The organism is Streptomyces olindensis (assembly GCF_040645895.1).
GTDB lineage: Bacteria > Actinomycetota > Actinomycetes > Streptomycetales > Streptomycetaceae > Streptomyces > Streptomyces olindensis.
Genome location: NZ_JBEYZD010000071.1, coordinates 24479 through 47729 on the forward strand (window position 1 = coordinate 24479; position 23251 = coordinate 47729).

At 74.3% G+C, this 23251-nt stretch carries 22 protein-coding genes, 2 pseudogenes and 1 riboswitch; of the genes and pseudogenes, 9 read left to right on the forward strand and 15 right to left on the reverse strand.

Annotation, left to right across the window (positions count from 1 at the left end; all coding sequences use genetic code 11):
- Positions 1–45: 45 nt before the first annotated feature.
- A complete protein-coding gene (locus tag ABZ948_RS32815; RefSeq protein ID WP_359765720.1) occupies positions 46–723 on the reverse strand; it encodes a maleylpyruvate isomerase N-terminal domain-containing protein in 678 nt (225 codons plus the stop codon).
- A 166-nt stretch (positions 724–889) separates the two neighbouring features.
- On the opposite strand from ABZ948_RS32815, the gene ABZ948_RS32820 reads away from it, so the two are divergent.
- Positions 890–2026, forward strand: a complete 1137-nt coding sequence (locus ABZ948_RS32820; protein WP_359765722.1) for an amidinotransferase — start codon at positions 890–892, stop codon at positions 2024–2026.
- 39 nt (positions 2027–2065) lie between these two features.
- On the opposite strand, the gene ABZ948_RS32825 is transcribed toward ABZ948_RS32820, so the two are convergent.
- The 9 genes from ABZ948_RS32825 to abc-f form a co-directional block, all read right to left on the reverse strand.
- A complete protein-coding gene (locus ABZ948_RS32825; protein ID WP_359765724.1) occupies positions 2066–2926 on the reverse strand; it encodes an energy-coupling factor ABC transporter ATP-binding protein in 861 nt (286 codons plus the stop codon).
- Positions 2923–3672, reverse strand: a complete 750-nt coding sequence (gene cbiQ, locus ABZ948_RS32830) for a cobalt ECF transporter T component CbiQ (RefSeq protein ID WP_359765727.1) — start codon at positions 3670–3672, stop codon at positions 2923–2925. Before cbiQ ends, ABZ948_RS32825 begins: the two co-directional genes overlap by 4 nt.
- 5 nt (positions 3673–3677) lie before the next feature.
- Positions 3678–4052, reverse strand: a complete 375-nt coding sequence (locus ABZ948_RS32835) for an energy-coupling factor ABC transporter substrate-binding protein (RefSeq protein ID WP_359765729.1) — start codon at positions 4050–4052, stop codon at positions 3678–3680.
- Positions 4049–4750 (reverse strand): energy-coupling factor ABC transporter permease, encoded by a 702-nt coding sequence (locus tag ABZ948_RS32840; RefSeq protein ID WP_359765731.1) that lies wholly within the window; start codon positions 4748–4750, stop codon positions 4049–4051. The genes ABZ948_RS32835 and ABZ948_RS32840 overlap by 4 nt, the downstream gene beginning before the upstream one ends.
- 30 nt (positions 4751–4780) lie before the next feature.
- Positions 4781–4966, reverse strand: a riboswitch (cobalamin riboswitch).
- Positions 4967–5093: 127 nt separating this feature from the next.
- Positions 5094–6518, reverse strand: a complete 1425-nt coding sequence (locus tag ABZ948_RS32845; RefSeq protein WP_359765733.1) for a serine/threonine-protein kinase — start codon at positions 6516–6518, stop codon at positions 5094–5096.
- Positions 6519–6724: 206 nt separating this feature from the next.
- Positions 6725–8032, reverse strand: coding sequence for an MDR family MFS transporter (locus ABZ948_RS32850; protein ID WP_359765734.1), 1308 nt, complete (start codon positions 8030–8032; stop codon positions 6725–6727).
- Entirely contained in the window at positions 8029–9876 is a 1848-nt protein-coding gene (locus ABZ948_RS32855) for an ABC transporter permease subunit (protein WP_359765762.1), read from the reverse strand. The genes ABZ948_RS32850 and ABZ948_RS32855 overlap by 4 nt, the downstream gene beginning before the upstream one ends.
- A gap of 71 nt (positions 9877–9947) precedes the next feature.
- The gene (locus tag ABZ948_RS32860; RefSeq protein WP_359765736.1) at positions 9948–10484 is read right to left on the reverse strand and encodes a GNAT family N-acetyltransferase; all 537 of its coding nucleotides are present in this window, start codon (positions 10482–10484) and stop codon (positions 9948–9950) included.
- A gap of 7 nt (positions 10485–10491) precedes the next feature.
- Positions 10492–12177 carry a ribosomal protection-like ABC-F family protein gene (gene abc-f, locus ABZ948_RS32865; RefSeq protein WP_359765738.1) on the reverse strand — a complete coding sequence of 562 codons (1686 nt, stop codon included), beginning with the start codon at positions 12175–12177 and terminating at the stop codon, positions 10492–10494.
- Between the two features lie 292 nt (positions 12178–12469).
- Between abc-f and ABZ948_RS32870 the strand changes: the two genes are divergently transcribed.
- Positions 12470–13198, forward strand: coding sequence for a carbonic anhydrase family protein (locus ABZ948_RS32870; protein WP_359765740.1), 729 nt, complete (start codon positions 12470–12472; stop codon positions 13196–13198).
- Positions 13199–13208: 10 nt separating this feature from the next.
- Here the strand turns inward: ABZ948_RS32870 and ABZ948_RS32875 are convergent, their stop codons facing one another.
- Positions 13209–14006 carry a VOC family protein gene (locus ABZ948_RS32875; RefSeq protein ID WP_359765742.1) on the reverse strand — a complete coding sequence of 266 codons (798 nt, stop codon included), beginning with the start codon at positions 14004–14006 and terminating at the stop codon, positions 13209–13211.
- A gap of 233 nt (positions 14007–14239) precedes the next feature.
- Here ABZ948_RS32875 and ABZ948_RS32880 point away from each other — a divergent pair, with 233 nt between their 5' ends.
- Entirely contained in the window at positions 14240–15088 is an 849-nt protein-coding gene (locus ABZ948_RS32880; RefSeq protein WP_359765764.1) for a class I SAM-dependent methyltransferase, read from the forward strand.
- A gap of 15 nt (positions 15089–15103) precedes the next feature.
- Here ABZ948_RS32880 and ABZ948_RS32885 read toward each other — a convergent pair whose 3' ends face one another.
- Complete coding sequence (locus ABZ948_RS32885; protein WP_359765744.1) at positions 15104–15910, reverse strand: SDR family NAD(P)-dependent oxidoreductase; 807 nt, start codon at positions 15908–15910, stop codon at positions 15104–15106.
- A gap of 103 nt (positions 15911–16013) precedes the next feature.
- On the opposite strand from ABZ948_RS32885, the gene ABZ948_RS32890 reads away from it, so the two are divergent.
- A complete protein-coding gene (locus ABZ948_RS32890; RefSeq protein ID WP_359765746.1) occupies positions 16014–16490 on the forward strand; it encodes a DUF4396 domain-containing protein in 477 nt (158 codons plus the stop codon).
- A gap of 63 nt (positions 16491–16553) precedes the next feature.
- Here ABZ948_RS32890 and ABZ948_RS32895 read toward each other — a convergent pair whose 3' ends face one another.
- On the reverse strand, positions 16554–17693 hold the full coding sequence (locus ABZ948_RS32895; protein ID WP_359765748.1) for a winged helix DNA-binding domain-containing protein: 1140 nt from the start codon (positions 17691–17693) through the stop codon (positions 16554–16556).
- A 144-nt stretch (positions 17694–17837) separates the two neighbouring features.
- Here ABZ948_RS32895 and ABZ948_RS32900 point away from each other — a divergent pair, with 144 nt between their 5' ends.
- Together ABZ948_RS32900 and ABZ948_RS32905 are read left to right on the forward strand one after the other, a co-directional pair.
- Positions 17838–18497, forward strand: a complete 660-nt coding sequence (locus tag ABZ948_RS32900) for a hypothetical protein (RefSeq protein ID WP_359765750.1) — start codon at positions 17838–17840, stop codon at positions 18495–18497.
- 237 nt (positions 18498–18734) lie between these two features.
- Complete coding sequence (locus ABZ948_RS32905; RefSeq protein ID WP_359765752.1) at positions 18735–19358, forward strand: sigma-70 family RNA polymerase sigma factor; 624 nt, start codon at positions 18735–18737, stop codon at positions 19356–19358.
- Between the two features lie 181 nt (positions 19359–19539).
- Here the strand turns inward: ABZ948_RS32905 and ABZ948_RS32910 are convergent, their stop codons facing one another.
- Together ABZ948_RS32910 and ABZ948_RS32915 are read right to left on the reverse strand one after the other, a co-directional pair.
- The gene (locus ABZ948_RS32910; protein WP_359765754.1) at positions 19540–20826 is read right to left on the reverse strand and encodes a cytochrome P450; all 1287 of its coding nucleotides are present in this window, start codon (positions 20824–20826) and stop codon (positions 19540–19542) included.
- Positions 20827–20867: 41 nt separating this feature from the next.
- The gene (locus tag ABZ948_RS32915) at positions 20868–22217 is read right to left on the reverse strand and encodes a glutamine synthetase family protein (protein ID WP_359765756.1); all 1350 of its coding nucleotides are present in this window, start codon (positions 22215–22217) and stop codon (positions 20868–20870) included.
- Positions 22218–22556: 339 nt separating this feature from the next.
- Between ABZ948_RS32915 and ABZ948_RS32920 the strand changes: the two genes are divergently transcribed.
- The 3 genes and pseudogenes from ABZ948_RS32920 to ABZ948_RS32930 all read left to right on the forward strand — a co-directional run.
- Entirely contained in the window at positions 22557–22745 is a 189-nt protein-coding gene (locus ABZ948_RS32920; RefSeq protein WP_359765758.1) for a ferredoxin, read from the forward strand.
- Position 22746: 1 nt separating this feature from the next.
- A pseudogene (locus ABZ948_RS32925) lies at positions 22747–23151 on the forward strand (FAD-dependent oxidoreductase); the annotation flags it as partial.
- 4 nt (positions 23152–23155) lie between these two features.
- Positions 23156–23251, forward strand: a pseudogene (locus tag ABZ948_RS32930) (GatB/YqeY domain-containing protein); the annotation flags it as partial.

Genomic DNA, 23251 nt, shown 5'->3' on the forward strand with positions numbered 1-23251 from the left:
AAGCCCGAAGCCCGGCCGGGGAGCCGGTCAGCCGGGGGAAGTCGGTCAGCCCAGGTACAGCGGGAGCCGCGCGGCCAGATCGCCGAGCCAGGCCCGCTCCGCCTCGGTCGGCGCCCGCCGCCCGGTCCCGACCAGCAGCGCGTCCACGTCGTGGAAGGCGGCGGGGAACGCGCTCCCCGCGATCCGCTCCAGCAACTCTCGGGACCGGGTGAGCCCCTCGGCCGGCGGCTGCTCCGGGTCCGGCAGGTACGCGATCAGGTCGAGGTGGTGCAGCGTCCACTCCAGGACGTACACCGAGAGGTAGTCGGCCACCGTGAGGACCTCGTCGCGGGTACCGATCCTGGCGGCCGGGTCGGCGAGCAGGGCCGCGCGGCCGGCGGCGGAGCCGACGTCGTCCAGGTGGAACTTGAGCAGGTGCGGCTCCTGGTACGCCGCGGCCAGCCGCACCGTGAGCGCGTCGAGCGGGTCGTCGCCGGTCGGCGGCGTACCGGAGACCTCCCAGTAGGTCACCGCGTCCCGGGTCGGCTCCCGGCGGGAAGGGGTGGCGAGGGTGATCAGGACGTCCTGGGCGTCGATGACCAGATGGCACACCAGATCCCGCACCAGCCAGCCGGTACAGCCGGACGGCCGGGCGAAGTCCTCGTCGGAGAGACCGGCCACCGCCTCGCGCAAGGCCGCCCAGGAGCGTGCGAAGAGATCCGCGTCGGCACCGTAGTGATCCACCCCGGCAACGTAGTGCCGCGCCGCGAGCGTGGACAAGCGAATTCGGGGCAACCGGCAGGGTACCGAGGGTGTCCCGACCGCCGACGCGGACGGCCCCGGCCGACCACGCCGAGTGACCGGGCACGTGCGGCGCATCACGGGAGCCCACGATCCCGAGGGGGTGACCATGACCGTCCTGCAGAACCCCGGACCACCATCGCCGCCGGCCGGCGAGCCGGAGCGGCTCGTGTCGCCGGTCCACTCGCACACCGAGTGGGATCCGCTGGAGGAGATCATCGTCGGGCGTCTCGACGGCGCGACGATCCCCTCCGACCACCCGGTCGTGAGCTGCAACGTGCCCCCGTGGGCCGGGCGGTTGCAGGGGCTCGCCGCGGGCCTGAGGTACCCGCGGATGCTGGTGGAGCAGGCGCAGCAGGAGATCGACGGGTTCGTCACCCTGCTGGAGTCCCTCGGCGTCACGGTCCGGCGCCCGGACGCGGTCGACCACCGGCGCCGCTTCGGCACCCCGGACTGGTCCTCACGAGGCTTCTGCAACACCTGTCCGCGCGACAGCATGCTCGTGATCGGCGACGAGATCATCGAGACCCCGATGGCATGGCCGTGCCGGTACTTCGAGACGCACTCCTACCGCCCGATCCTCAAGGACTACTTCCGGCGCGGCGCGCGCTGGACGGCTGCGCCCAGGCCGCAGCTCACGGACGAGCTGTTCGACCCGGACTTCCGCGTCCCGGAGGACGGCGAGCCCATGCGGTACATCCTCACCGAGTTCGAGCCCGTCTTCGACGCGGCGGACTTCGTCCGGGCGGGACGCGACCTGTTCGTCACGCGCAGCAACGTCACCAACGCGATGGGCATCGACTGGCTGCGCCGCCACCTCGGGCCGGGGTACCGCATCCACGAGATCGAGAGCCGCTGCCGCACGCCCATGCACATCGACACGACGTTCGTCCTGCTCGCGCCCGGAAAGGTGCTGGTCAACCCCGAGTACATCGACGTCGACCGGCTGCCCGCCGTCCTGGACTCCTGGGACGTCCTGGTCGCCCCCGAGCCCGAGCCGATCGACGAGCGGCTGCTCAGGGTCACCTCGATGTGCGGCAAGTGGCTCAGCATGAACGTGCTCATGGTCGACGAACGGCGGGTGATCGCGGAGCGGCACCACACCGGCATGCTGCGCGCGCTGGAGAAGTGGGGTTTCGAGCCGATCCCGTGCGACCTGCTGCACTACGCGCCGTTCGGCGGTTCGTTCCACTGCGCGACGCTCGACGTCCGCCGCCGTGGCTCGCTCCAGTCGTACTTCGACTGACCGTGCTTGACCGACCGTAACCGACCGACCGCACTCCCCTCAGCCGCTCCGGGGTGTCGCCGGCCGCTGTCCCGCCACGAGGGCGGCCAGCTCGTCCGGCGTCCGCGGGCCCGGCGCGGAGTCGGTCAACACGCCCTGGGCGCGCAGCAGTTCCGCCGCCGCGGCGCCCCACGGCAGCCGCAGCCCCGCCTGCCGGAGGAGATCGGTGCGGGCCAGTGCCGTCGGCGCTGGCCCGGTGCGGACGCCGGACGGGGTGAGGAGCGCCGCGTCGTCGGCCCAGCGCAGGGCGAGGTCGACGTCGTGAGTGGCCATCACCACCGTGGTGCCCCGCGCGCGGAGCCCGTCGAGGGTGTCGAGGAGCCGTTCCTGGCCGTCGGGGTCGAGCCCGGCCGTCGGCTCGTCGAGGACGAGGACCCGGGGCCGCATGGCGACCGCGCCCGCGATGGCGGTCCGCTTGCGCTGCCCGTAGGAGAGCAGATGGGTGGGCCGGTCGGCGAGGGCGGCGATGTCCAGGGCGTCGAGCGCCTGAGCCACCCGGGCCCGCACCTCCGTGTCGTCGAGCCCGAGGTTCAGCGGCCCGAAGGACACGTCCTGCTCGACGGAGGCCGCGAACAGCTGGTCGTCCGGGTCCTGCACCACCAGCTGGACGGTCGTGCGCAGCCGGGTCAGGCCCTTGCGGTCGTACGTCACCGGCTGCCCGTCCACCGTCAGCCGGCCCTCGTGCGGCTTCAGTCCGCCGCTGAGCAGCCGCATCAGCGTGGTCTTGCCGCTGCCGTTGCGGCCGAGCAGCGCGAGGGCGCGCCCCTCGCGGATCTCGAAGTCGAGGCCGCTGAGCACGGCCGGGCCGTCCTCGTAGGCGAAGGACGCGCCCCGCAGGGCGACGAGGGCGGCCTCGCTCATGTCAGCGGCCTTTCCAGAACGAAGGTGAGGACGGCCAGCGCCGCGAGGAGCGCGCAACTGGCCGCGGTGAAGCGGACGGAGACCCGGGCCTCGGGCACCAGGACGCGCAGGGTGCCGTCGTAGCCGCGCCCGGCGAGACCGGCCTGGAGGCGGGCCGCCCGGTCGAAGGACCGGACGAACGCGGTGGCGCCCAGCCCGGCCAGGGACCGCCACTCCGCGGCCCGGCTGGTGTGCCCGAGCCGGGCGGCCTGGGCGTCCCGGACACGGCGCACGGAGTCCAGCAGCAGGAAGCTCATCCGGTAGGTCACCAGGGCGACGTCGACGACGGGTGCGGGCACGCCCGCCGCCACCAGGCGGGGCAGCAGGTCGGACATCGGCGTGGTGAAGGCGAACAGCAGCACCCCCAGGGAGGCCGCCGAGGTGCGCAGCAGCAACTCCCCGGCCCGCACCGGCCCGTCACCGGCGAGGGAGACGAAGCCCCCCGGCCCGCCGACCTGGACGAGCAGGGTGAGCGCGCCGGTCACGCAGAAGCCGAGCGGCACCCGGTAGGCCCGCCACAGCCGCCGGCCGGGCACACCGGCCGGACCCAGCAGCAGGGACAGCGCCGCCACGAGCACCAGGGCCGCGCCCGGCCAGGGCGGCAGCGAGACCGCCAGCACGGTGAGGCCGAGTCCCAGCACGGCCTTGTCCACGGGGTGGCGGCGGCGCCAGCGGCTGCTGTGCGCCGCCGCGTCGATCGGCAGCACGCGGCTCAGGCCCCGTCGGCCGGGGACTCCCCGGGGACGCCCGCGGTGGCCCGGTCGGCGGCCTCCTGACGGGCCGTGGCCCGTTCCTCGCCCTGGCGCCGGCCGCGCCGCAGACCGAAGTAGTAGGCGAGGACGCCCGCGCCGAGCGCCGCCTGGAGGGCGAACAGCGCCGACTCGATCTCCGCGGACGGCGGCTCGTACAGCGGCGAGAACCAGGGCTCGTAGCCCGGGTCCAGCTCGGTGATCGCCGTCTCCGCCTGGGCGTCCGCGCCGGTGAACGGCTCTTCCTTGTGGTCGCCGAGGCCGAGTGCGAGCGGCAGCACGGCGAGCGCGGCCACGGCGAGCAGCAGCACCAGGTTGATCTTCGTGTTCCGGTTCATCGGGCCACCGCCTCGGTCTCGGTCCGCGCGCGCTTGTCGGCGAGGAGCACGCCCAGCCGGGTCAGTTCGCCCTTGCTGGACTGCACCAGCAGCCGCATCACGAGGACGGTGAGCAGGCCCTCGCTCACCGCGAGCGGGATCTGCGTGACGGCGAAGATGGAGGCGAACTTGCCGAGCGCGCCGAGGAATCCGCTGCCCGGGTCCGGGAAGGCGAGCGCCAGCTGCACGCTGGTGACGCAGTAGGTGGACAGGTCGGCGACGAACGCCCCGCAGAACACGGCCCCCATCAGCGGCACGTCGTACCGCCGCAGCAGCCTGTACACCGCGTATCCGGCCCAGGGCCCGACGATCGCCATGGAGAAGACGTTGGCGCCGAGCGTGGTGAGGCCGCCGTGCGCGAGCAGCAGGGCCTGGAAGAGCAGGGTGATGGTGCCCAGGACCGCCATGATGGGCGGGCGGAACAGGATGGCCCCCAGTCCGGTGCCGGTCGGGTGGGAGCAACTGCCGGTGACGGACGGCAGTTTCAGGGCGGACAGGACGAACGTGAAGGCGCCGGAGGCACCGAGGAGCAGGGTGCTCTCGGGGTGCTCGCGCACTTCACGGGTGAGCGACCGGACTCCGTGGACGACGAACGGCGCCGACGCGACGCCCCAGGCGACCGCGTGCGCCGGAGGCAGGAAACCCTCGGCTATGTGCATGGCTCAGCAGACCCTCTCCAGCACCTCGTGGATGGTTGACGCGCCTTGGCCGGTCTCCTGGCTGACGGGTACCACCGCCCGTGCTCCGCCTTCCCGGGTCCTTCAGGACCCAGTGGCTGCCCGTGGGGGCTGGAGCCGGACTTCCCGATTCACAGTGGCGAGGGCCGCACCGGCATCACACCGGATTTCCCGTTCACCAAGGCGTGGTGACAATAAGGCCGGGATAAGGGCGATGACAAGCCACGCAGGGGGCGCGTGAGGGGGCGCCCGCTCGCACACCGGCGCATGCCGCCGCGGATCCGAGCGGGACGGGCGGCCCCGGGCCGCCGGACGGCGGGCCGTGTCAGTCGTCGCCCCCGTCGTCCCCGTCGTCGTCGCCGTCCCCGACCGGCCGGACCTTACGGGGCTTCTCCTGCCGAGGCTGCTCCGCCTGTCGCGGTGCGTCGGCGGTCGCCTCCTGCGTGGGGGCCGCGGGGCTCGGGGTGGGAGAAGGGGGAGCGGTCGACGGGGACGGAGTCGTGGGCGGAGTGACATCGGCCACGGTGCCGGCGGCCGGAGCGGTGTCCGCGCCCGGGGCGGAGGAGAGGGGCGAGGCGGAACCGCCGGACGGGGTGGCGGCCGGGCTACTCGCGGTCGGTGACGCGTCCGGTTCCGTGCCCTCCGTCGCCGTGTCGTCGGGGGAGAACCAGAGCATGCCGGCGAGCATCGCGGCGAGGAAGAGGGCCGCCGCGGCGATCGTCGCGGCCGCGCGCCGCCGGTCGCCGAGGCGGTCGCGGGGCGCGGCGCGGCGCGCGCGTCCGGCGTGGGGCGTGCGGGTGGTGAGCAGCGCGGGGGCGCCGGGCAGCGCGTAGGTGGTCACGCTGCGGGGCTCGGCGGGCGCGTACGCCCCGGGAGCGGCGGACGGCACCGGCGACGCGGCCTCCGGCAGCGGCTCGGGCAGCCCCCGCCAGGCGCCGCCGGCGAACCACTCGGCGGCCTGCTGGGCCGAGGGCCGGTCCTCGGGCTGCTTGGCGAGGAGCCCGAGGAGGTAGTTCTCGAAGGCCGGCGGCAGACCCGCGACACCGAGCTCGCGGGGCGGCACCGGGGCGCTGTCGAGGTGCTGGTGGAGGAGTGCGACGGCGGTGTCCGCCTGGAACGGCGGGCGGCCGCTGAGGAGCTGGTAGAGCACGCACCCCAGGGAGTACATGTCGGAGGCGGGCCCCGCGGGCTGCCCCAGGGCGCGTTCGGGCGCGAGGTAGAGACCGGTGCCCACGATCTGGCCGGTGGCGGTGAGCGCGGCCCCGGGATCGTCGAGGAAGCGCGCGATGCCGAAGTCGCCGATCTTCAGGGTGCCGCCCGCGTCCAGCAGCAGGTTGGCGGGCTTGACGTCGCGGTGGACGATGCCCTGCGCGTGCGCGGCGGCGAGCCCGGCGGCGGCCTGGGCGGCGAGGTCGGCCACCCGGCCGGCGGGGAGCGCGCCCGACGCGGCCAGCACCCCGGCGAGACTGTCGCCCTCGACCAGCTCCATCACCAGGTACAGCCGGTTGTCGTACTCGCCGAAGTCCAGCACACCGACCAGGTTCGGGTGGTTGAGACGCCCGGCGGTCTGAGCCTCCAGGCGGAACCGGGAGGCCGCCGTGGCGTCGGTGTCCTGGGGCAGCAGCAGCTTGACGGCCACCGCTCTGGCGAGCGTCTCGTCGTACGCACGCCAGACCTCTCCCATTCCACCGCGCCCGATCTCAACATCCAGCCGGTAGCGGCCCGCTAGCAGCACTCGTCCTCGTCTCATGCGTGTGGGAAGGTCGTCGCCGCAGGCCGAACTCCCCGCGTTCGCACGGGGATTGGTGGGGGGTGCCGCAGCCGACCCAGGATACTGGCGCCGGATGATCAGTGTGCTCCGCTGCGGTGTCCCCGGCGGATACGGTCCCGGAAAACCCGGGAGCGCGCTGTCGCCCTCGGGGGTGACGCTCCCGCCCGCGTGGTTGCCGGGCCCGGTCAGCCCGCCGGGAGCGCCCCCTCCTCCCGGCGCGGCAGCAGCGCCACCGCCAGGGCCGGCACGGCCGCGAGGACCAGCCACGGCACGGCGGCGGGCAGGCCCAGGTCGAGCAGGGAACCGGTGGCGGCGCTGCCGACGAGCACGATCAGGCCGGAGACGGAGGACAGCGCACCCATGTACAGGCCGAGCCGGCCCTCCTCGGCGAGGTCGGGGACCCAGGCACGGGCGGCGGGCACCACCAGCATCTGCCCCACGGTGAGCAGGACCACGAACCCGGCGGCCGGCAGCAGCCCGGCGGCGCCCGTCCACCCGGCGGGACGGGCGGCGGCCACCACCGCGAAGCCGGACGCGATCAGCAGCAGCCCGGCGGTCATGGAGCGGCGCAGGTCCAGCCGGTCGCCCGCCCAGCGGGTCACCGGGAGCTGGGCGAACACCACGAGGACCGAGGACAGGGCGAACAGCCAGGACAGCGGCGCCTGGGAGCCCGCCGCGCGCTGCACTTCGTCCGGCAGGGCCAGGTACAGCTGGTTGTAGGCGAGCAGGTATGTGCCGTACGCGCAGCACAGGGCCAGGAAACGGCGGTTGCGCAGCAGCACGCGCACCCCGCCCCGCTGCCGGACGCGGACCCGGCCCGGGATGTGCTGCGGCATCAGCCACAGGTGCCCGGCGAGGACGAGCACGAAGACCGCGGCGCCGGCCAGGCACGCGGTGCGGAAGTCGACGGCGAGCAGCAGGGCGCCGAGCAGCGGTCCGACGAAGGCCCCGGCCTGCCCCGCCACGCTGAACAGGGCCAGCACCCGCGTACGCGGGCCGTGCCCGTCCTCCTCCCAGACCACCGCCTGGCGGGCCACCTCGGACTCCACGGCGGGGGAGAACAGCGCGGCGGCGAAACCGATCACCAGCACCGCCCCGATCACGGCCCAGCTCGCCTCCGCGTACCCGAGCCACACGAAGCCGGCGATCCGCAGCACGCAGCCGGACAGCACGACCGGCCGCACGCCCCACCGGTCGACGAGCCAGCCGCCGACCACGAACAGCCCCTGCTGGCTGAAGGTGCGCAGCCCGAGCACGAACCCGACCAGCCAGCCCGCCATGCCGATCGCGGTGCCCAGGTGCTCGGCGAGGAACGGCAGGACGGCGTAGAAGCCGATGTTGAAGGCGAGCTGGGTGAGGATCAGCAGCCGCAGCAGCGGGGACAGGTCCTTCCACAGCCGCCAGGTGCTCTCGCGCGGGGCGCGCGGGCTGCGCGGGGCCTTGGACGGACGGGCGGTTCGGCGGGGGAGCGCGCGGGAGATGCGATCGGTCATCGTTCTTCTGTCGGTGAGGGGGACGTCGGTGAGGAGGACACGGGGACGAGGAGGGCGGCGGGGTGGTTCCGCCGAGGGCCCGGGACGGGTTCGACCGGCTTCCCGGGCGGTCCGGCCGGGCCGCCGGGCCGCGCGCGCCGCCGGGGCGGCCGTACGCCGCCCGCGGCCGTCACCGCGAGCGCCCCCAGCAGGGCGAGCACGGCGGCGGGGAACAGGACGGCCCAAGGGGCGCGCTCGGCGTACGGCTGGTTCTCGGCGAGCAGCAGACCCCACTCGGGTGACGGCGGCTGGGCGCCCAGGCCGAGGAAGCCGAGCGCCGCGAGGCTCAGCGCGACGCCGGGCAGCCGGATCAGCGCGTGCCGGGTCACCGGCGGCAGCACGGCGGGCAGCAGCTCGTGCCGCAGCAGGTGGCGGCGCCCGGCGCCCAGCGCGCGGGTGGCGGCCAGGTGTGTGGTCGCGCGCTCCTGCCGCAGCAGGGAGGAGGTGTGCGCGGCCAGCGGGGCCCAGGCCACGACGCCCACGGCGAACGCCGGTGTCCAGGGGCCGCTGCCCGCGACGCCGGCGACGAGCAGACCGGCGAGGACGGGCGGTACGGCGCTGACGGTGTCGACCAGCGGCCCGGACAGCCTCGGCAGCAGCCCCAGCAGCAGGCCCGCGACCAGCGCGGCGGCGCTCACCGCGAGGGCGGTGCCGAGGGTGGTCAGCGCCCCGTGGGAGACCCGGGCGAGGACGTCCCGCCCGAGCGCGTCCGTGCCGAACGGGTGGGCCGCGGAGGGGGCTTGCAGCCGGCCCAGGGCGTCCAGGGTGAGCGCGTCACGGGGCAGGCCGAAGCCGATGACGGCGGCGAGCAGCGCCCCGTACAGCAGGGGCAGGGTGCGCGGCGCGGGCGGGCCGGTCGGGTGCGGGGAGTGCAGGGCGCCGTCGCGCAGCGCGGGCCCGATCAGCAGCCGGGCCGTGCACCGGGCGAGGAACCCGGCGGCGGCCGCGAGCAGGACGAGGGCGAGGGTGCCGGTCTGCAGCACGGGCAGGTCCTGGGCCAGGGCGGCCTGCAGGGTGAGCCGGCCCAGGCCCGGGATGTCGAAGATCTGCTCGACGGCGACCGACCCGCCGGTCAGACCGACCACGAACAGGCCCAGGTTCGGCAGCAGCCCGGGCACGCAGCGGCGCACCGCCTGCCGCGCCACGGACTTCGGCGGCACCCCGCGCGCCGCCGCGGCCAGCGCCCACGGCTCGGCGAACGCGCCGGGCAGCAGGTCGTCCAGCATCCGTCCGAGGACCGCCCCGGCGGGCAGCCCGAGGGCCAGCGAGGGCAGCACCATCCACTGCGGCCCGTACCAGCCGAGGGCGGGCAGCCAGCCGAGCTGCACTCCGATCACGGACGCCAGCACCGAGGCGACGAGGAACTCGGGCAGCGCCGCCAGCACGGCGGCCGCCGTGCCGCCGGGGCCGCGCGCGGCGAGCCGTCCGCGCGAGCCGAGCCGGAGCGTACGGGCGCACACCGCCGCCGCCGTGCCCGCCGCGACGACCAGGGCCCCGGACATCAGCAGCAGCGATGCGCCGAGTCCCTGCGCCACGCCGGGCAGCACCTCGGCGCCGGACACCCACGAGGTGCCCGCGTCGCCGTGCAGCAGCCCGCGGAGCCAGCGGCCGAGCAGGGCCGGCGGGCCGTCGTCGAGGCCGAGCTGGTCACGGACGGCCCGCAGCGTCCCGGGTGTCGGGTCGCGGTCGGCCGAGCGGGCCTTGAGCACGGTCAGCGCCGGGTCGGTGCGCGACAGCCAGGGCAGCAGGCCGATCGCGCCCACCAGGGCGGCCGTGAGCACGGCCCGCCACAGCAGCGTCGGGATCCCGCCCCGCGCGAGGACGCGCAGGGCGGCGAGGCCCCTGGTCACGGAGGAGGTCTTGAACACCACTGCGCTCAGGAGAAGGGGATCTCGAAGTGCACGACCCCGGTGCCTCCGCCGGGCACTTCCTCGCGCTCGTCGCACAGCACCTTGCCCAGCGCCCGCCACAGGCCCATGGCGCCGGGTGAGTGCGGATACGTGTGCAGATAGACGGACCGGTAACCGCCGTCGGCCCGCGCGAACTCCAGCAGCCCCTCCACGAGGTGCCGCGCCAGGCCCCGCCGCCGGTGCTCGGGGCGCACGTACACCCGCCGCAGCTGCGCGGTCTCGCCCGAGGGGAACCGCTCGGCCAGCCAGCGCGGGTTCGGCGGATGCGCCGGCCCGCGCGCGTCCAGCGCCGCCGTGGCCGCCACCGTCCCGTCGCGCTCGTCCACGGCCACCAGGAGCGTGTGCCGCGGGGGCGCGACGTAGAACGACACCGGGTCGATGATGTCGGCGTGCCACCGCGGCACATAACCGGTGTCGAAGTCGCGGTACACCGTGTCGAGCATCACCACCCGGGCCCCGTCGACGTCGGCTGCCGTGGCTTCCCTGATGGTGTAGTCGTGCATTTGCACATCATATGCAAGTAGGTTTTCGGCTCGGCCGGGGGCTGCGCCTGCGGCCGGCGTGCAGGTCCAGCTGCTCGGCTTCGAAGCGCGCGCGGAAGTCGCGATCGTGCGAGACCGCGACCACCGCCCCGGGGTATGCCGCGAGCGCGGTCCGAAGGTCCTCGACCAGGTCGAGCGCGATGTGGTTCGTCGGCTCGTCGAGGACGAGGAGGTCCGCGGGCCGGGTCACCAGGGTCGCGATCTGCAGCCGCCGCTGCTGCCCCACGGACAGGGCGGCGACCGGGACGTGCAGGTCGTGTTCACGGAACAGGCCCAAGGACAGGAGTTGTTCGGCGTACTCGTCCGGCAGTCCGGGCCGTCCGGCCGCGAACGCGGCGAGCAGCGGCAGCCGCGTGGCGTGCGCGGGCAGTTCCTGGGCGAGGTAGCCGATCCGGGCTGGGCGGCGCACCGTGCCGGCGTCCGGCTCCAGGTCGCCCGCCAGGACGCGGAGCAGCGTCGTCTTGCCCGCGCCGTTCTCGCCCGTGACGAGGAGGCGCCCTCCGGGCTCGATCGCCAGCAGCCCGTCCAGACACAGCCGTTCCCCGACCCGTACGTCGTCGAGCTCGGCGAGTGGGCCCTGGGGTGGGGCGCCGTCCGCCGGCGGCAGCGCGGTCCGGAAGCGGAGCGGTACCGGCGGTTCGGCCACCGGGTCGCGCCGTAGCCGGTCCAGGCGCTCCCTCGCGGAGCGCACCTGTCCGCCGAGCTTCGCCTCGCTGGAGCGGCGGTGCTTGCCGAAGCCCTGCTTGGGGTCGCGGCCGGTGGTGGCCAGCCGCCTGCCCGCGGCCTCCAGCAACTCCTCGGTGCTCGCCACCTCTTCGACCCAGTCCGCGTACCGCTGCTCCGCCGCGCGCCGGGCGGCGGCCTTCGCGGCGCGGTAGCCGGCCCAGCCGTCGCCGTACCGGCGCACGGTGCGCTCGTCCCCGTCGACCTCGAGGATCGTGGTCGCGATGCGCTCCAGGAAGCCGCGGTCATGGGTGACCGCGACCACGGTGCCGCGGTGCGCGCGCAGGTGTTCCTCCAGCCAGCGCACGGCCGCCGCGTCGAGGTGGTTCGTCGGTTCGTCCAGGAGCAGCAGCTCGGGGCCGGCGGCCAGCACGCCGGCGAGCGCGAGGCGCGCCTGCTCGCCGCCGGAGAGCGAACCGAGCAGGCGGTCACGGGTGATCCGGGCGAGCCCGAGCCCGTGCATGGCGGCATCCACACGGGCGTCCGCCTCGTATCCGCCGCGTTCCTCGTAGGCGCTCAGCAGTGCGCCGTACGAGGAGAGTTCCTCCTCCGACGCGTCGGCGAGGGACTCCTCCGCCGCACGGAGCCTTCGCTCCATGTCGCGCAGTTCGGTCAGGGCGAGGTCGACGGCGTCCTGCACGGTGCGGTCCGCGTCGAGGCCGAGAGTCTGGGCGAGGTGGCCGGTGCCGCCGGGGAAGCGGGCGGTGATGTCCCCGGTGTCCGGCGTCTCGGCCGTGGCGAGCAGCCGCAGCAAGGTGGACTTGCCGGAGCCGTTCTCGCCGATGACGGCGGCCTTCTCGCCCGGCCGGACGGTGAAGGAGACCTGGTCGAGGACGGTCCGGGTGCCGTACGACTTGGTGACGGACTTGACGGACAACTGCGCCACACCGGGGACGGTGGTGGACAGGGAGGTGGGGGCGCGGTCGCGCATAGGGCTTTCCCTGGGCATGCGAAGGGTCAACGGGCGGCAGAAACGGCGGCGTCGGCCGTGCCCGGACTCAGACGAAGAAGAGGAAAGCCATGCCCCCACCATAACAAGACGAACCGTCTCGCCTCAATTCGCGCGGACGTGCAGTCCGGGTGCGCTCGACCGAAGCGGCCGGGTCAACCCCGTGCCGCCGGATGTTCAGCAGTCCAGGTGACCTGCCGCGTTCCGGGAGCGGGGGAGGGAAAGCATGCGGGTGATCGCCGACCCGCCTGTCTCAGCCCGAAGGGGTACGCCCGTGTCTCTCACCGCCCCCGCGCAGTCCGCAGTCGGCACGCCGCTGCTGTCGCAGAGCCCCGTCGACATCCGGCCGCAGGCCATCGACGTCTCGGCCCTGCCGCCGCTGCGCCTGCGGCATCCCGCACGGCTCGCGCTGAGTCTGCGCTTCGAGCGGCCCCCCGAGCACCAGCCAGGCTGCGTCCGGCCCGAGGAGGGCACCGTGAAGGCCGAGCCGCCGACCGGCGAGGAGTGCCTGCTGAGCATCGGCGACGCCACCTACCGGCTGGACGACGTCCACTGGCACACCCCCTCCGAGCACACCGTCGGCGGGGTGGCGTTCCCGATGGAACAGCACCTGAAGTACGTACGGACGGTCGGGGACGGAGCAGTGGACGGGGCCGCCGCGAAGGAGTACGCGGTGCTGGGCGTCTTCGTCCACCCGGGCGAGGCCAACGACTCCCTGGACCGGCTGCTGGGCTCGGCCCGCCGCTGCGAGGAGCCCTGGCCCGTGCCCGACGTGGCGCTCGACGCGCTGCTGCCGCCCTGCACCGAGTCGTACCGCTACCTCGGTTCCACCACCACCTGCCCCTACGCCACCGGTGTGCGCTGGACGGTGCTCACCCACCCGGTGCAGGCGTCCGCCGCCGCGCTGGCGCACTACCGGAGCCTCTTCCCGGAGGGCAACGCCCGTGCGGTGCAGCCGCTCGGGGACCGGCGCATCGCCGGGGACCGCCACCGCTGGTGGTGACGCGGCCGGCTCAGCCCTCCGCCGGGGTGAGCACCACGAAGTCCGCGTTCGCCGGGTCCAGGCAGACGGCCAGCCGGCCCACGCCCTCCGCGTCCTCGGGACCCATCTGCACGCTGCCGCCGTTCTCCCTGACCCTGGCCACCGCGGCGTCGCAGTCGTCGACGGCGAAGACCGGGTGCCAGTACGGCCGGCCGTTCGCCAGCGAGAGGGCCTCCTTGCCCAACTCCATGAGACCGCCGTGCATGCGCTCCTCGGGCAGGCCGGCGGGGGTGATGAGGGTGTACGTGCCCCCGCCGCCGGGCAGCGGCATGTCGCTGAACTGCCAGCCGAAGAGGCCGCCGTAGAACTCCTTCGCCGCCGCGGCGTCGCTCGTGTACAGCTCCACCCACGACAGTGAGCCGGGCTGGTCCACCAGCTCCATGCCCTGGTTAGTCCCCGGCTGCCAGACGGCGAACTGGCCGCCCAGGGGGTCGCTGAACTGCGCCATGCGGCCCCACTCGTCGAGGTCCATCGGCGCCACGCGCACGGTGCCGCCCGCCTGCTGCACGGCCTGGGTCGTGGCGTCCGCGTCGGTGACGCAGTAGTAGAGCATCCAGGCCGAGCGGGCGCCCTCCTCGGTGAGCTTGCCGAGTCCGCCGACGATCTTGCCGTCCTTCTTGAACATCCCCCCTTCGAAGTCCTCGCTCTCGCCCATGGACTCGTACTCCCAGCCGAGCACCGCGCCGTAGAAGGCCGCGGCGGCCGGGACGTCCGGCGTGCCGAGGTCGAGCCAGCAGGGGGAACCGGGCGCGTACTCCGTGGTGATCATGGCGATGCATCCCTTTCGCAGGTCCTGTCTGCCCAGCGTGGCACCGGGCACCGACACTCGCCCGTCGGCCGCGTCCCTGGTCGTCCGGTGGTGGTCCGGTGGCGGTCCGGTCGTGGGGCCCGGTTGGGGGGCCCGGTCGGTGGGGCCCGCCCGGATCTCCGGCCGTGGGAGGATCGGGCCCGCCGCCCGGCCGGGTGGTGGCGGATCTCTGTGCGGTGAGGGTGGTGGGCGGCGTGGTCGCCGGCTGGGAGTGGGACGACACCTTGTTCTCGGGGACCGCCGCCTATTACGAGCGGGGGCGGCTCCCGTACGCCCCCGGACTGGCGGACGCGCTCGCCGAGGCGCTGCGGCCCGACGGGCGGGGGCGCCTCATCGACGTGGGCTGCGGGCCCGGGATCATCGCGCTGAGCCTCGCGCACCTGTTCGCCGAGATCGTCGGCGTGGACCCGGACAGCGGCATGATCGCCGAAGCAGCGCGCGGAGCCGCCGGCCGGGGCCTCGCGGACAGGTCCCGGTGGGTGCGGGCCCGTGCCGAAGCGCTGCCCGCGGGGCTCGGCACGTTCTCCGTCGCCGTCTTCGGCCAGTCCTTCCACTGGATGGACCGCGACCTCGTCGCGGCGACCGTCCGCGACATGCTCCTCCCCGGCGGGGCCCTGGTGCACATCTCCGACCTGAAGACGGAGGCCCGGACCGTCGACGGCCTGCCGCACCCCGCGGTCCCGTACGCGGCGGTGGACGAACTGGTCAGGCACTACCTGGGGCCGGTGCGGCGAGCGGGCCGGGGAGTGCTGCCGAACGGGACGCCGGGCGGCGAGGCCGAGGTGTTCGCCCGGGCCGGCTTCTCCGGCCCCAGGCGGCTCGTCTTGCCCGGCGGGCAGCCGCTGGAGCGGAGCGTCGACGACGTCGTCGCCTGGGTGTTCTCCATGTCGTTCTCGGCTCCGCACCTGTTCGAAGGGCGCCGGGACGACTTCGAGGCGGACCTGCGCCGACTGCTGCGGGGAGCCTCCGCGTCCGGCCGGTTCTCCGAACGGGGCCCGAGCACGGAGGTGTTCGTGTGGGGTAAGGACCCGTCCGCGGGCTGACCGGCCCGGGCCGCGTCAGTGGACGGACAGCCCGCCGTCGACGAAGACCGACTGCCCGGTGATGTAGGACGAGGCCGGGCTCGCCAGGAAGACCGCCGCGCCCGCGAAGTCCTCGGCCAGGCCGTTGCGTCCGATCATCGTGCGGGCCGCGAGGGCGGCCACCTTCTCCGGGTCCGACGACAGTCGCGCGTTGAGCGGTGTCATGACGAAGCCCGGCACCAGCACGTTGCAGGTGACGCCGCGCGGCGACCACGCCTCGGCCTGGGACCGCGCCAGCGCCTCCAGCCCGCCCTTGGAGGCACCGTAGGCGCCGCTCTGGACGAACGCCCGGTGCGCCTGCTGCGAACTGATGTGCAGGATCCGCCCGTACCCGCGCTCCGCCATGCAGGGGCCGAAGCGCTGTCCCAGCAGGAAGGGCGCCTCCAGGTTGACGGCCATCGTGGCGTCCCAGACGTCCTCGGTGAGCTCGTCCATCGGCGGACGCAGGTTGATGCCGGCGCTGTTGACGAGGATGTCGGGCTCCCCGAACGCCTCGACCGCCCGCTCGGCGGCCGTCCGCACCCCTTCGCGCGTGCTCAGGTCCGCGCTGACCCGGGCGGCGCGGCAGCCCTGGGCCGTCAGCTCCTCGACCGTCGCGGCCAGGCCGGCCTCGGTGCGGGCCACGACCACGACGCTCGCCCCGGCCCGCGCGAGGGCGCCGGTGATGGCGCGGCCGATGCCGGAACTGCCGCCCGTGACCACCGCGACCCGGCCGTCCAGGGAGAACAGCTCGGAGAGATAGGCCTGCGTCTGCCGGGTCGACCGCGGCGGCTGCGTCGTCATGGCCAGCACTCTAGATCGACTCGGCGGGCCGGCCGTCAGCGGGCGGCCGACGTGGTCGCGTCACCTCTGGCCATATACCCCTGGGGGGTATATGGTCGGAGTCATGGACCACACCACTCATGAACCTGCGAAGCACGCGCACGGGACGGCGTCCTGGGGGACCGCCGTGAAGGCGACGCTGCACTGTCTGACCGGGTGTGCGATCGGCGAGATCCTCGGCATGGTGATCGGGACCGCGTTGGGATGGGGCAACGTGCCCACCATGGTGCTGGCGATCGGGCTGGCGTTCCTCTTCGGCTACTCGTTCACCCTGTTCGCGGTCCTGCGGGCCGGCCTCGGGCTCGGGGCGGCGATCAAGGTCGCGCTGGCCGCGGACACGGTCTCGATCACGGTGATGGAGTTCGTCGACAACGCGATCATCGCCCTGACCCCGGGCGCGATGGACGCCCACCTCACGGACGCGCTGTTCTGGTCCGCGCTGCTGGGCGGATTCGCCGTCGCCTTCGTGATCACGACCCCGGTCAACAAGTGGATGATCGGCCGGGGTAAGGGCCACGCCGTCGTCCACGCCCACCACTGACGCGGCGGCGTCCGGCGCTCGGCCCGTGAGCGTCCGGCGCGCTCGGCCGTGAGCGTCCGGCGCTCAGCCCGTGAGCAGTCGTACCTGCCCGTCGGGGAGCTTGGGCCACCAGTGGTGGTAGCGGCGGTAGACCTCGCCGTCGCGGCCGGACAGCAGGCGCGTCAAGGACGCGGCCTCCGCGGTGAGTCCGTCCCACACGGCGGGCGGCAGCTCGTGGAAGGCCGTGGCCTCGATGCCGCCGTCCACCGCGCGCCACACGCCGGCGACCCGGCCGTCGACCAGCAGTGTGGGCAGCGCGTCGCCGTTCACGCGGATCACCAGATGGCGACAGGCCGGCGGAATCACCCGGCTGCGGTCGGCGTGGGCCAGCAGCACGCTGTCCCACATGCCCAGGAGCCGGGGCGGAGCCGGCGTCTCCGCGGGCGGTCGCGGGGCGCCCGGCACGTCGTACAGGACGGTCCCGTCCGGGCCCCGCAGCTCCTCCACCGCGTCGGTCAGCGCGCGCAGCGCCTCCCGCACCGGCTGCCGCGGCACCATGGCGAACTGCGCCACGTCCGCCACCGACGCCGGCCCGAAAGCCCGCAGATGGCGCAGAACCAGCCGCCGCAGCGACTCCGGCACCGTCACCCGCCCCCGGAGCACGGGACCGGTCCGCGCCGCCGTGAACGACGCCCGGGGGCCGAACGACCACGGCCCGCCGGTCGGCACGTGGAACAGCGGCGCATACCCCTTGAGCCCCCACCACGCGCCGGCCTTCCGCTCGCTGCCGACCCGCTTCTCCAGCCACTCCTGCAGCTCCGCGGCCGTCCGCGGCCGGCCGGCGAAGTCCAGCAGCTCCGGGACGAGCGCCTCGCCGTCGGCCGGCGTGAGCCCCGCCCCGGCGAACCGGCCGCCGAGGCGTGCGGCGTACAGCGTCTGCTGCATCGCCTCACGGAAGACCTGGTAGTCGTCCGCGTGGACCGCGTGCAGCGTGATCCGCATCAGGGTCGCCTTGACCACCGTCCCCCGCGCGAACGCGTCGTCCAGCTCGGCCGGGTCGAAGCCGGCCAGCCGGTTCCACAGCGCCAGGTACGGCGAAGCGGCGTGCTGCGCCTGGAGCGCGACCACGCGCCGCACGGCCTCCCCGGCCTCCATCACCTCCCGGCCCAGCAGTAACTGGCGTTGGAGCGTGGCCCGGTTGAGCTCCTGCGCGGTGATCTCCACGCCGGGGATTCTGCCGTGGCCCGACCGGAGGCAGCGGTTCCTGGAAAGTGGCCTGGATCACACCTCGTGGTGTGAGTGAACGGCCGGGACCATGTTCGTACTCATGGACGACGGGGGCGGGGCCGAATGCGAGGATGAGGCGCCATGACAGCTGGGCGGTGTGCTCGCGCGATACGGGCCGCGGTGTTCGCGGCCGTCTGTGTCGTGCTCGCCGCCCTGGGCCACGTCATGATGTCCGGCGACCACGTGCCCCTGCCGGCCCTGGTGGCCGGATGGGCCGTCACGGGTGTGGCGGGCTGGTGCCTGGCGGGCCGCGAGCGCGGCCTCCGGCTCGTCGTCACCGTCGCCGTGGCCGTCCAGACCGCCCTGCACTCGGCGTTCTCGCTCGCCCCGCAGGCGGGCACCGGTCCGGCCGCCGACGCGTCCTTCCCCGGCGCGCACTCCATGGACAGGGGTGCCACGGGGCACGGCACGGGATCCATGGAGGCCATGTCCGCCCAGCACCTGGGGCACATGGGCCACACCCCCGGTGGGGACTCCTCCCTCGGCATGCTCGCCGCCCACCTCCTGGCCGCGCTGCTGTGCGGACTGTGGCTGGGCCACGGCGAACGGGCCGCCTTCCGGCTGCTGCGCGCCGTCGGCGGCCGGCTCGCCGCGCCCCTGCGGCTGCTGCTCGCCCTGCCGGCGCCGCCGCCCCCGCCCGTGCGGGCCCGGCGCGCGTCTTCGGACCGGGCACCGCGCCTCTGTCCCCTCGTCCACGCGATCACCTCCCGGGGGCCACCGGTGGGGGCCGCTGCCGCCTGACGGCAGCCGGTCGTTCCGGGGCAGCCCGTGTGCGCCCCGGTCCCGGTCGTCCCCGCGTACGTCGCCGCGCCGCACTGCCCGCGGCAGCCAGGGCCTGCTCGGCCCGGGCGCGTCGTACCGGTACGGCCGCATCCCCGCTCACCGGACCACGCGGCCGGGCCCGCACGCCGGACACCCCGGTGTGTCCGCGTGCCCGCCCGCGCGCCCGTGGTCCCGGACACCCGAGAAGGACATCAGATGATCACTCCTGCCCCGCCCCTCGCCGCGAGACCGGCCACGGCCGACGAGTCCGCGACCGCCTGGGCGCTGGCCGCCCGGGGCGGCGACTCCGTGGCCGTCGACCGGTTCGTGCGCGCCCTGCACCGCGACGTCATCCGGTACGTCGCCCACCTGTGCGCCGACCCGCAGGCCGTGGACGATCTGGCGCAGGACACGTTCCTGCGGGCGCTCGGCAGCCTGCACCGGTTCGAGGGCCGTTCCTCGGCCCGCGCCTGGCTGCTCGCCATCGCCCGCCGCGCGGTCGCCGACAGCATCCGCCACACCGCCGTGCGCCCCCGTCCGGCCGACCTGCCGGACTGGGAGCTGGCGGTCGAGCACGCCCAGCCGCGCGGCCTGCCCGGCTTCGACGACGGCGTGGCGCTGCGGGAGCTGCTGGCCGGGCTGCCCGAGGAGCGGCGCGAGGCGTTCGTCCTCACTCAGCTGCTCGGACTGCCGTACGCGGAGGCCGCCGAGCTGAGCGACTGCCCGGTCGGCACGGTCCGCTCCCGTGTGTCCCGCGCCCGGGCCACGCTCCTGGCGCTGCTGGCCGAGGCGGAGGAGGAGGCCCGGCCCCCGGCGCCCGCAGCGCCGGTCGCGGCCTGACACGGCGCGAGCGGCAGGCGCCCCCTGCCGCTCGCGCCTTCTCGGACGGCGGAAGACCCGCGGCTGCTCAGCCGCCGTGTTGTTCACCTCCACTCTCGCGATCTTGGTGACGTGCAGTGGGATTCCGGCCAACTCGGTTCGGGTCCGGACCGCTCGGCGGCAAGGCGCGGCCGGGTGGAACTCAGGCGAGGGTGACCTCCACCGGCAGCTTCTTGACGCCGTTGACGAAGTTCGAGCGCACGCGCGGGACCTCACCGGTCAGACGGATGTCCGCCAGGCGCGGGATCAGCTCCTCGAACATGATGCGGATCTCCGTGCGGGCCAGGAGATTGCCCAGGCACAGGTGGGGGCTGCCCTTGCCGAAGGTGACGTGGTCGTTGTCCGCGCGCGTGACGTCGAAGTCGTACGGGTTGCCGAAGACCTCCTCGTCCCGGTTGCCGGAGGCGAACCACATCACCACCTTGTCGCCCTCCCTGACCTGCTTGCCGCCCAGCTCGACATCGCGCGTGGCCGTGCGGCGGAAGTGGTAGACGGGGGAGGCCCAGCGCAGGAACTCCTCGACGGCGACCGGGATCAGGGAGGGATCCTCCTGGAGCCGGGCGAGCTGCTCGGGGTGCTGGATGAGGGCCAGCATGGAGTGGGAGATGGTGTGCCGGGTGGTCTCGTTGCCGGCGACGACCAGGAGCAGGAAGTAGTTGTCGAAGTCCTGCGGGGAGAGCGGTACCCCGTCCCGGGGCGTCGTGTTGACGAGGCGCGAGACCAGGTCCGTGCCGTCGCCGCCGCGCCGCTGCCGGGCCAGTTCGCGGCCGTACTCGAAGACCTCCAGGGACGCGGGGGAGCGGAACGGCAGATCGCGGTACCGCTCGCTCTCCTCGCTGTGCAGCAGGACGTCCGCGTAGTCGGGGTCGGTGTGCCCGATGATCCGGTTGCCCCAGTCGATGAGCTTCCGGTTGTCCTCCGGCGGCACGTCCAGCAGCCGGGCGAGGACGTTGATCGGGAAGTCCGCCGAGACGTCCTCGACGAAGTCGAAGCGGCCCTTGGCGAGGGCGGCGTCGAGGGTCCTCGCGGTCAGTCCGCGCAGGAAGTCCGTGTAGCCGTTGATCACGCTCGCGCCGAACTGCCGCTGGATCAGGCTGCGCAGCGCGCGGTGCCGGACCCCGTCCAGTTCCAGGATCGAGGCGCGCTTCTTGATCTGGTCGTCGTCGACCTCTTCCAGGTTGACGAACCTCGTCGACGTGAAGGTCTCGGCGTCGCGGTCCACCCGGACGATGTCCTGGTGCCGGGTCACCGCCCAGAAACCGGAGTTGGGCGCCTCCTCGGGCTGCCAGTGCACCGGGTCCTCGTGGCGCAGGGTGTGGAACATCCGCCAGGGGGTGACACCGTCGGTGAAGCGGTCCAGGTCGGTGAGGTCCACGTCGGCCAGGGGCAGCGGCTCGCGCACGGCGTCGGGCAGGGTCTCGGTCGTCATCGGCGTGCTCCTCGGCGTCACAGGGGTCGTCACAGGGGGCGTCACAGGTGGTAGGCGTACTCGGTGAACTCCCAGTCCGTGACGTGCCGGTGGAAGCGTTCGACCTCGTCGCGCTTGTAGGACAGGAAGGACGTGGTGAAGCCCTTGCCGAGCAGGTCGGTCAGGGCGGTGTCCGCCTCCAGCGCGTCCAGCGCGGCGGACAGGGTCTGCGGCAGGACGGCCGAGCGGGCGGTGTCGTAGCCGTAGCCCTCCAGCGGGGCGGGGGGCTCCTCGCCGGCGAGGACACCCAGCAGGGCGGCGGCCGTCGTCGCGGCGATCGCCAGATACGGGTTGGCGCTCGCGTCGCCCAGGCGCAGTTCCAGCCGGGCACCCGAGCCCCGCTCGGGCGGGATGCGCACCATGGCGCTGCGGTTGTCCAGGCCCCAGTCGATCAGCCAGGGCGCGAGCGTGTCCGGCCCGAAGCGTTTGTAGGAGTTGACCGTGGGGTTGAGCAGCGCGGCCAGGGCGGGCGCGTGCGCCAGGACACCGGCGACGGCGTGCCGGGCGGTCGCGGACAGGCCGTACGGGCCCGACGGGTCGTCGAAGGTGTTGCGGCCCTGCTCGTCGTCGCAGGACAGGTGGAGGTGGAAGCCGGAGCCGCCCGCGTCGTTGAAGGGCTTGGCCATGAAGGTGGCCAGCCGGCCCTCCTTCCGCGCCAGTTCCTTGATCGCGGCCTTGAAGCGGAACGAGCGGTCGGCGGCCGACACGGCGTCCGAGTGGGCTAGGTTGATCTCGATCTGGCCGCCGTCGAACTCGTGGTTGCCGCTGATGGCGCGGACCTTCAGGTCCCGCACGTGGCGCAGGGTGCGCAGCAGGTGGTTGTCCGGGTCGGCGCGCAGCCCGGCGGTGTAGACGACCCCGGGGCCGGGTGCGTAGCGGCGCCAGCCGCCCGACGGGTCCGGGTCGCACAGGAAGTACTCCAGTTCCGGCCCGACCACCGGCCGCAGGCCGTGCTCGGCGCACCGGGCGAGGACCGCGCGCAGCAGGTCGCGGGGCGACTCGGGGGCCGGCGCGCCGGTCGCCGGGTCGACGACCTCGCCCAGGCATGCGGCCACCCCCGGCTCCCAGGGCAGCGGCACCAGCGTGTCGAGGTCCGGCCGGACGCAGATGTCCGGCAGGCCCGCGTCGAGCCCGCCGCTGACCGGGACCACATCGCCCTGCGGGCTGGTGTGGTAGACGGCCCGGCAGAACGCCAGCCCGTGCTCGCACGCCCGGGGCAGCTCGTCCAGCAGCACGTCCCGCGCCCGGTCGGTGCCGATCAGGTCGGGATAGGTCACCCGGACCACGTCGATGCCGTCGGCGGCGAGCCGGTCCATGTGGCGGCGGACTTCTTCAAGGTCGTGAGCGCTCACCGTTGTCTCCTCGGGCGGACGTCGGGACACCTCCGGGACACGGGGCCGGGGAGGCGGGTGGCGTGGGAGCGAGCGGCCGGGCGCGGCGGAGCCAGGACCGCCCAAGTCTCGTTTGATGCCAAACGGTAGGGGTGAGGGGAGGGGTCCGCAAGAGGGCGGGGGCAAGAATTTATCCATCCGGATAGCTATTGACCAGACCCCTGCCCCTGCCTACCTTGTTTGAAGCCAAACGAGTTCGGGGCGCGGATCACCGCACCCCGTTGGCCGGGGCCCGGCCCCTTCCCGCCGGGCCCCTTCTCCCCCTTCCCCTCGACGCCCTCACCTCCAGGAGGACCGGCCATGAAGGTCGTCGTCGACATGACCAAGTGCCAGGACCACGGCCAGTGCGTCTTCGCCGCCCCCGACGTCTTCCGGCTGGACGACGACGGCCGCCTCGCCTACGTCCCCGACCCCGACGACGCCCTGCGCGACGAGGTCGAGGAGGCCGCGGACGTCTGCCCGCTCCAGGCCATCCGGATCGAGGACTGACATGAGCGGGCGCATCGTCGTCGCCGGCGCCTCCCTCGGCGGACTGCGCGCCGCCGAGCAGCTGCGCGCCGCGGGCTGGACCGGCGGCATCACGGTGATCGGCGACGAGCCGCACCCGCCGTACAACCGGCCCCCGCTCTCCAAGGAGGTCCTCGCGGGCAAAGCGTCCTTCGCCTCCCTCGCCTTCACGCCGAAGCCGTCCGCCGCCGACGTGGAATGGCGGCTGGGCACCAGGGTCGCCGCGGCGCGCCTCGCCGAGCGGACCGTCACACTCGACGACGGCTCGGTCCTCTCCTACGACTCACTGGTCGTCGCCACCGGGATGCGGCCCCGCCGGCTGCGCTGCCCCGGGCCGGTCGCCGGCCGGCACACCCTCCGCACGATCGACGACGCCCGGGCCCTGCGCGCCGGTGACCACGCTCAAGTCGAAGCTGCAGGATGACCTCAACGCCGCGATCAAGGAGCGCGACGAGCTCCGCTCCTCGACGCTCCGGCTGACGCTCGCC

Excerpts from the sequence above, each read along its gene's own strand:
- ABZ948_RS32820 (WP_359765722.1), top strand. The coding sequence starts at position 890 with ATGACCGTCCTGCAGAACCCCGGACCACCATCGCCGCCGGCCGGCGAG.
- ABZ948_RS32825 (WP_359765724.1), bottom strand. The coding sequence starts at position 2,926 with ATGAGCGAGGCCGCCCTCGTCGCCCTGCGGGGCGCGTCCTTCGCCTAC.
- ABZ948_RS32835 (WP_359765729.1), bottom strand. The coding sequence starts at position 4,052 with ATGAACCGGAACACGAAGATCAACCTGGTGCTGCTGCTCGCCGTGGCC.
- ABZ948_RS32840 (WP_359765731.1), bottom strand. The coding sequence starts at position 4,750 with ATGCACATAGCCGAGGGTTTCCTGCCTCCGGCGCACGCGGTCGCCTGG.
- ABZ948_RS32845 (WP_359765733.1), bottom strand. The coding sequence starts at position 6,518 with ATGAGACGAGGACGAGTGCTGCTAGCGGGCCGCTACCGGCTGGATGTT.
- ABZ948_RS32850 (WP_359765734.1), bottom strand. The coding sequence starts at position 8,032 with ATGACCGATCGCATCTCCCGCGCGCTCCCCCGCCGAACCGCCCGTCCG.
- ABZ948_RS32860 (WP_359765736.1), bottom strand. The coding sequence starts at position 10,484 with ATGCACGACTACACCATCAGGGAAGCCACGGCAGCCGACGTCGACGGG.
- abc-f (WP_359765738.1), bottom strand. The coding sequence starts at position 12,177 with ATGCGCGACCGCGCCCCCACCTCCCTGTCCACCACCGTCCCCGGTGTG.
- ABZ948_RS32875 (WP_359765742.1), bottom strand. The coding sequence starts at position 14,006 with ATGATCACCACGGAGTACGCGCCCGGTTCCCCCTGCTGGCTCGACCTC.
- ABZ948_RS32885 (WP_359765744.1), bottom strand. The coding sequence starts at position 15,910 with ATGACGACGCAGCCGCCGCGGTCGACCCGGCAGACGCAGGCCTATCTC.
- ABZ948_RS32890 (WP_359765746.1), top strand. The coding sequence starts at position 16,014 with ATGGACCACACCACTCATGAACCTGCGAAGCACGCGCACGGGACGGCG.
- ABZ948_RS32900 (WP_359765750.1), top strand. The coding sequence starts at position 17,838 with ATGACAGCTGGGCGGTGTGCTCGCGCGATACGGGCCGCGGTGTTCGCG.
- ABZ948_RS32905 (WP_359765752.1), top strand. The coding sequence starts at position 18,735 with ATGATCACTCCTGCCCCGCCCCTCGCCGCGAGACCGGCCACGGCCGAC.
- ABZ948_RS32910 (WP_359765754.1), bottom strand. The coding sequence starts at position 20,826 with ATGACGACCGAGACCCTGCCCGACGCCGTGCGCGAGCCGCTGCCCCTG.
- ABZ948_RS32920 (WP_359765758.1), top strand. The coding sequence starts at position 22,557 with ATGAAGGTCGTCGTCGACATGACCAAGTGCCAGGACCACGGCCAGTGC.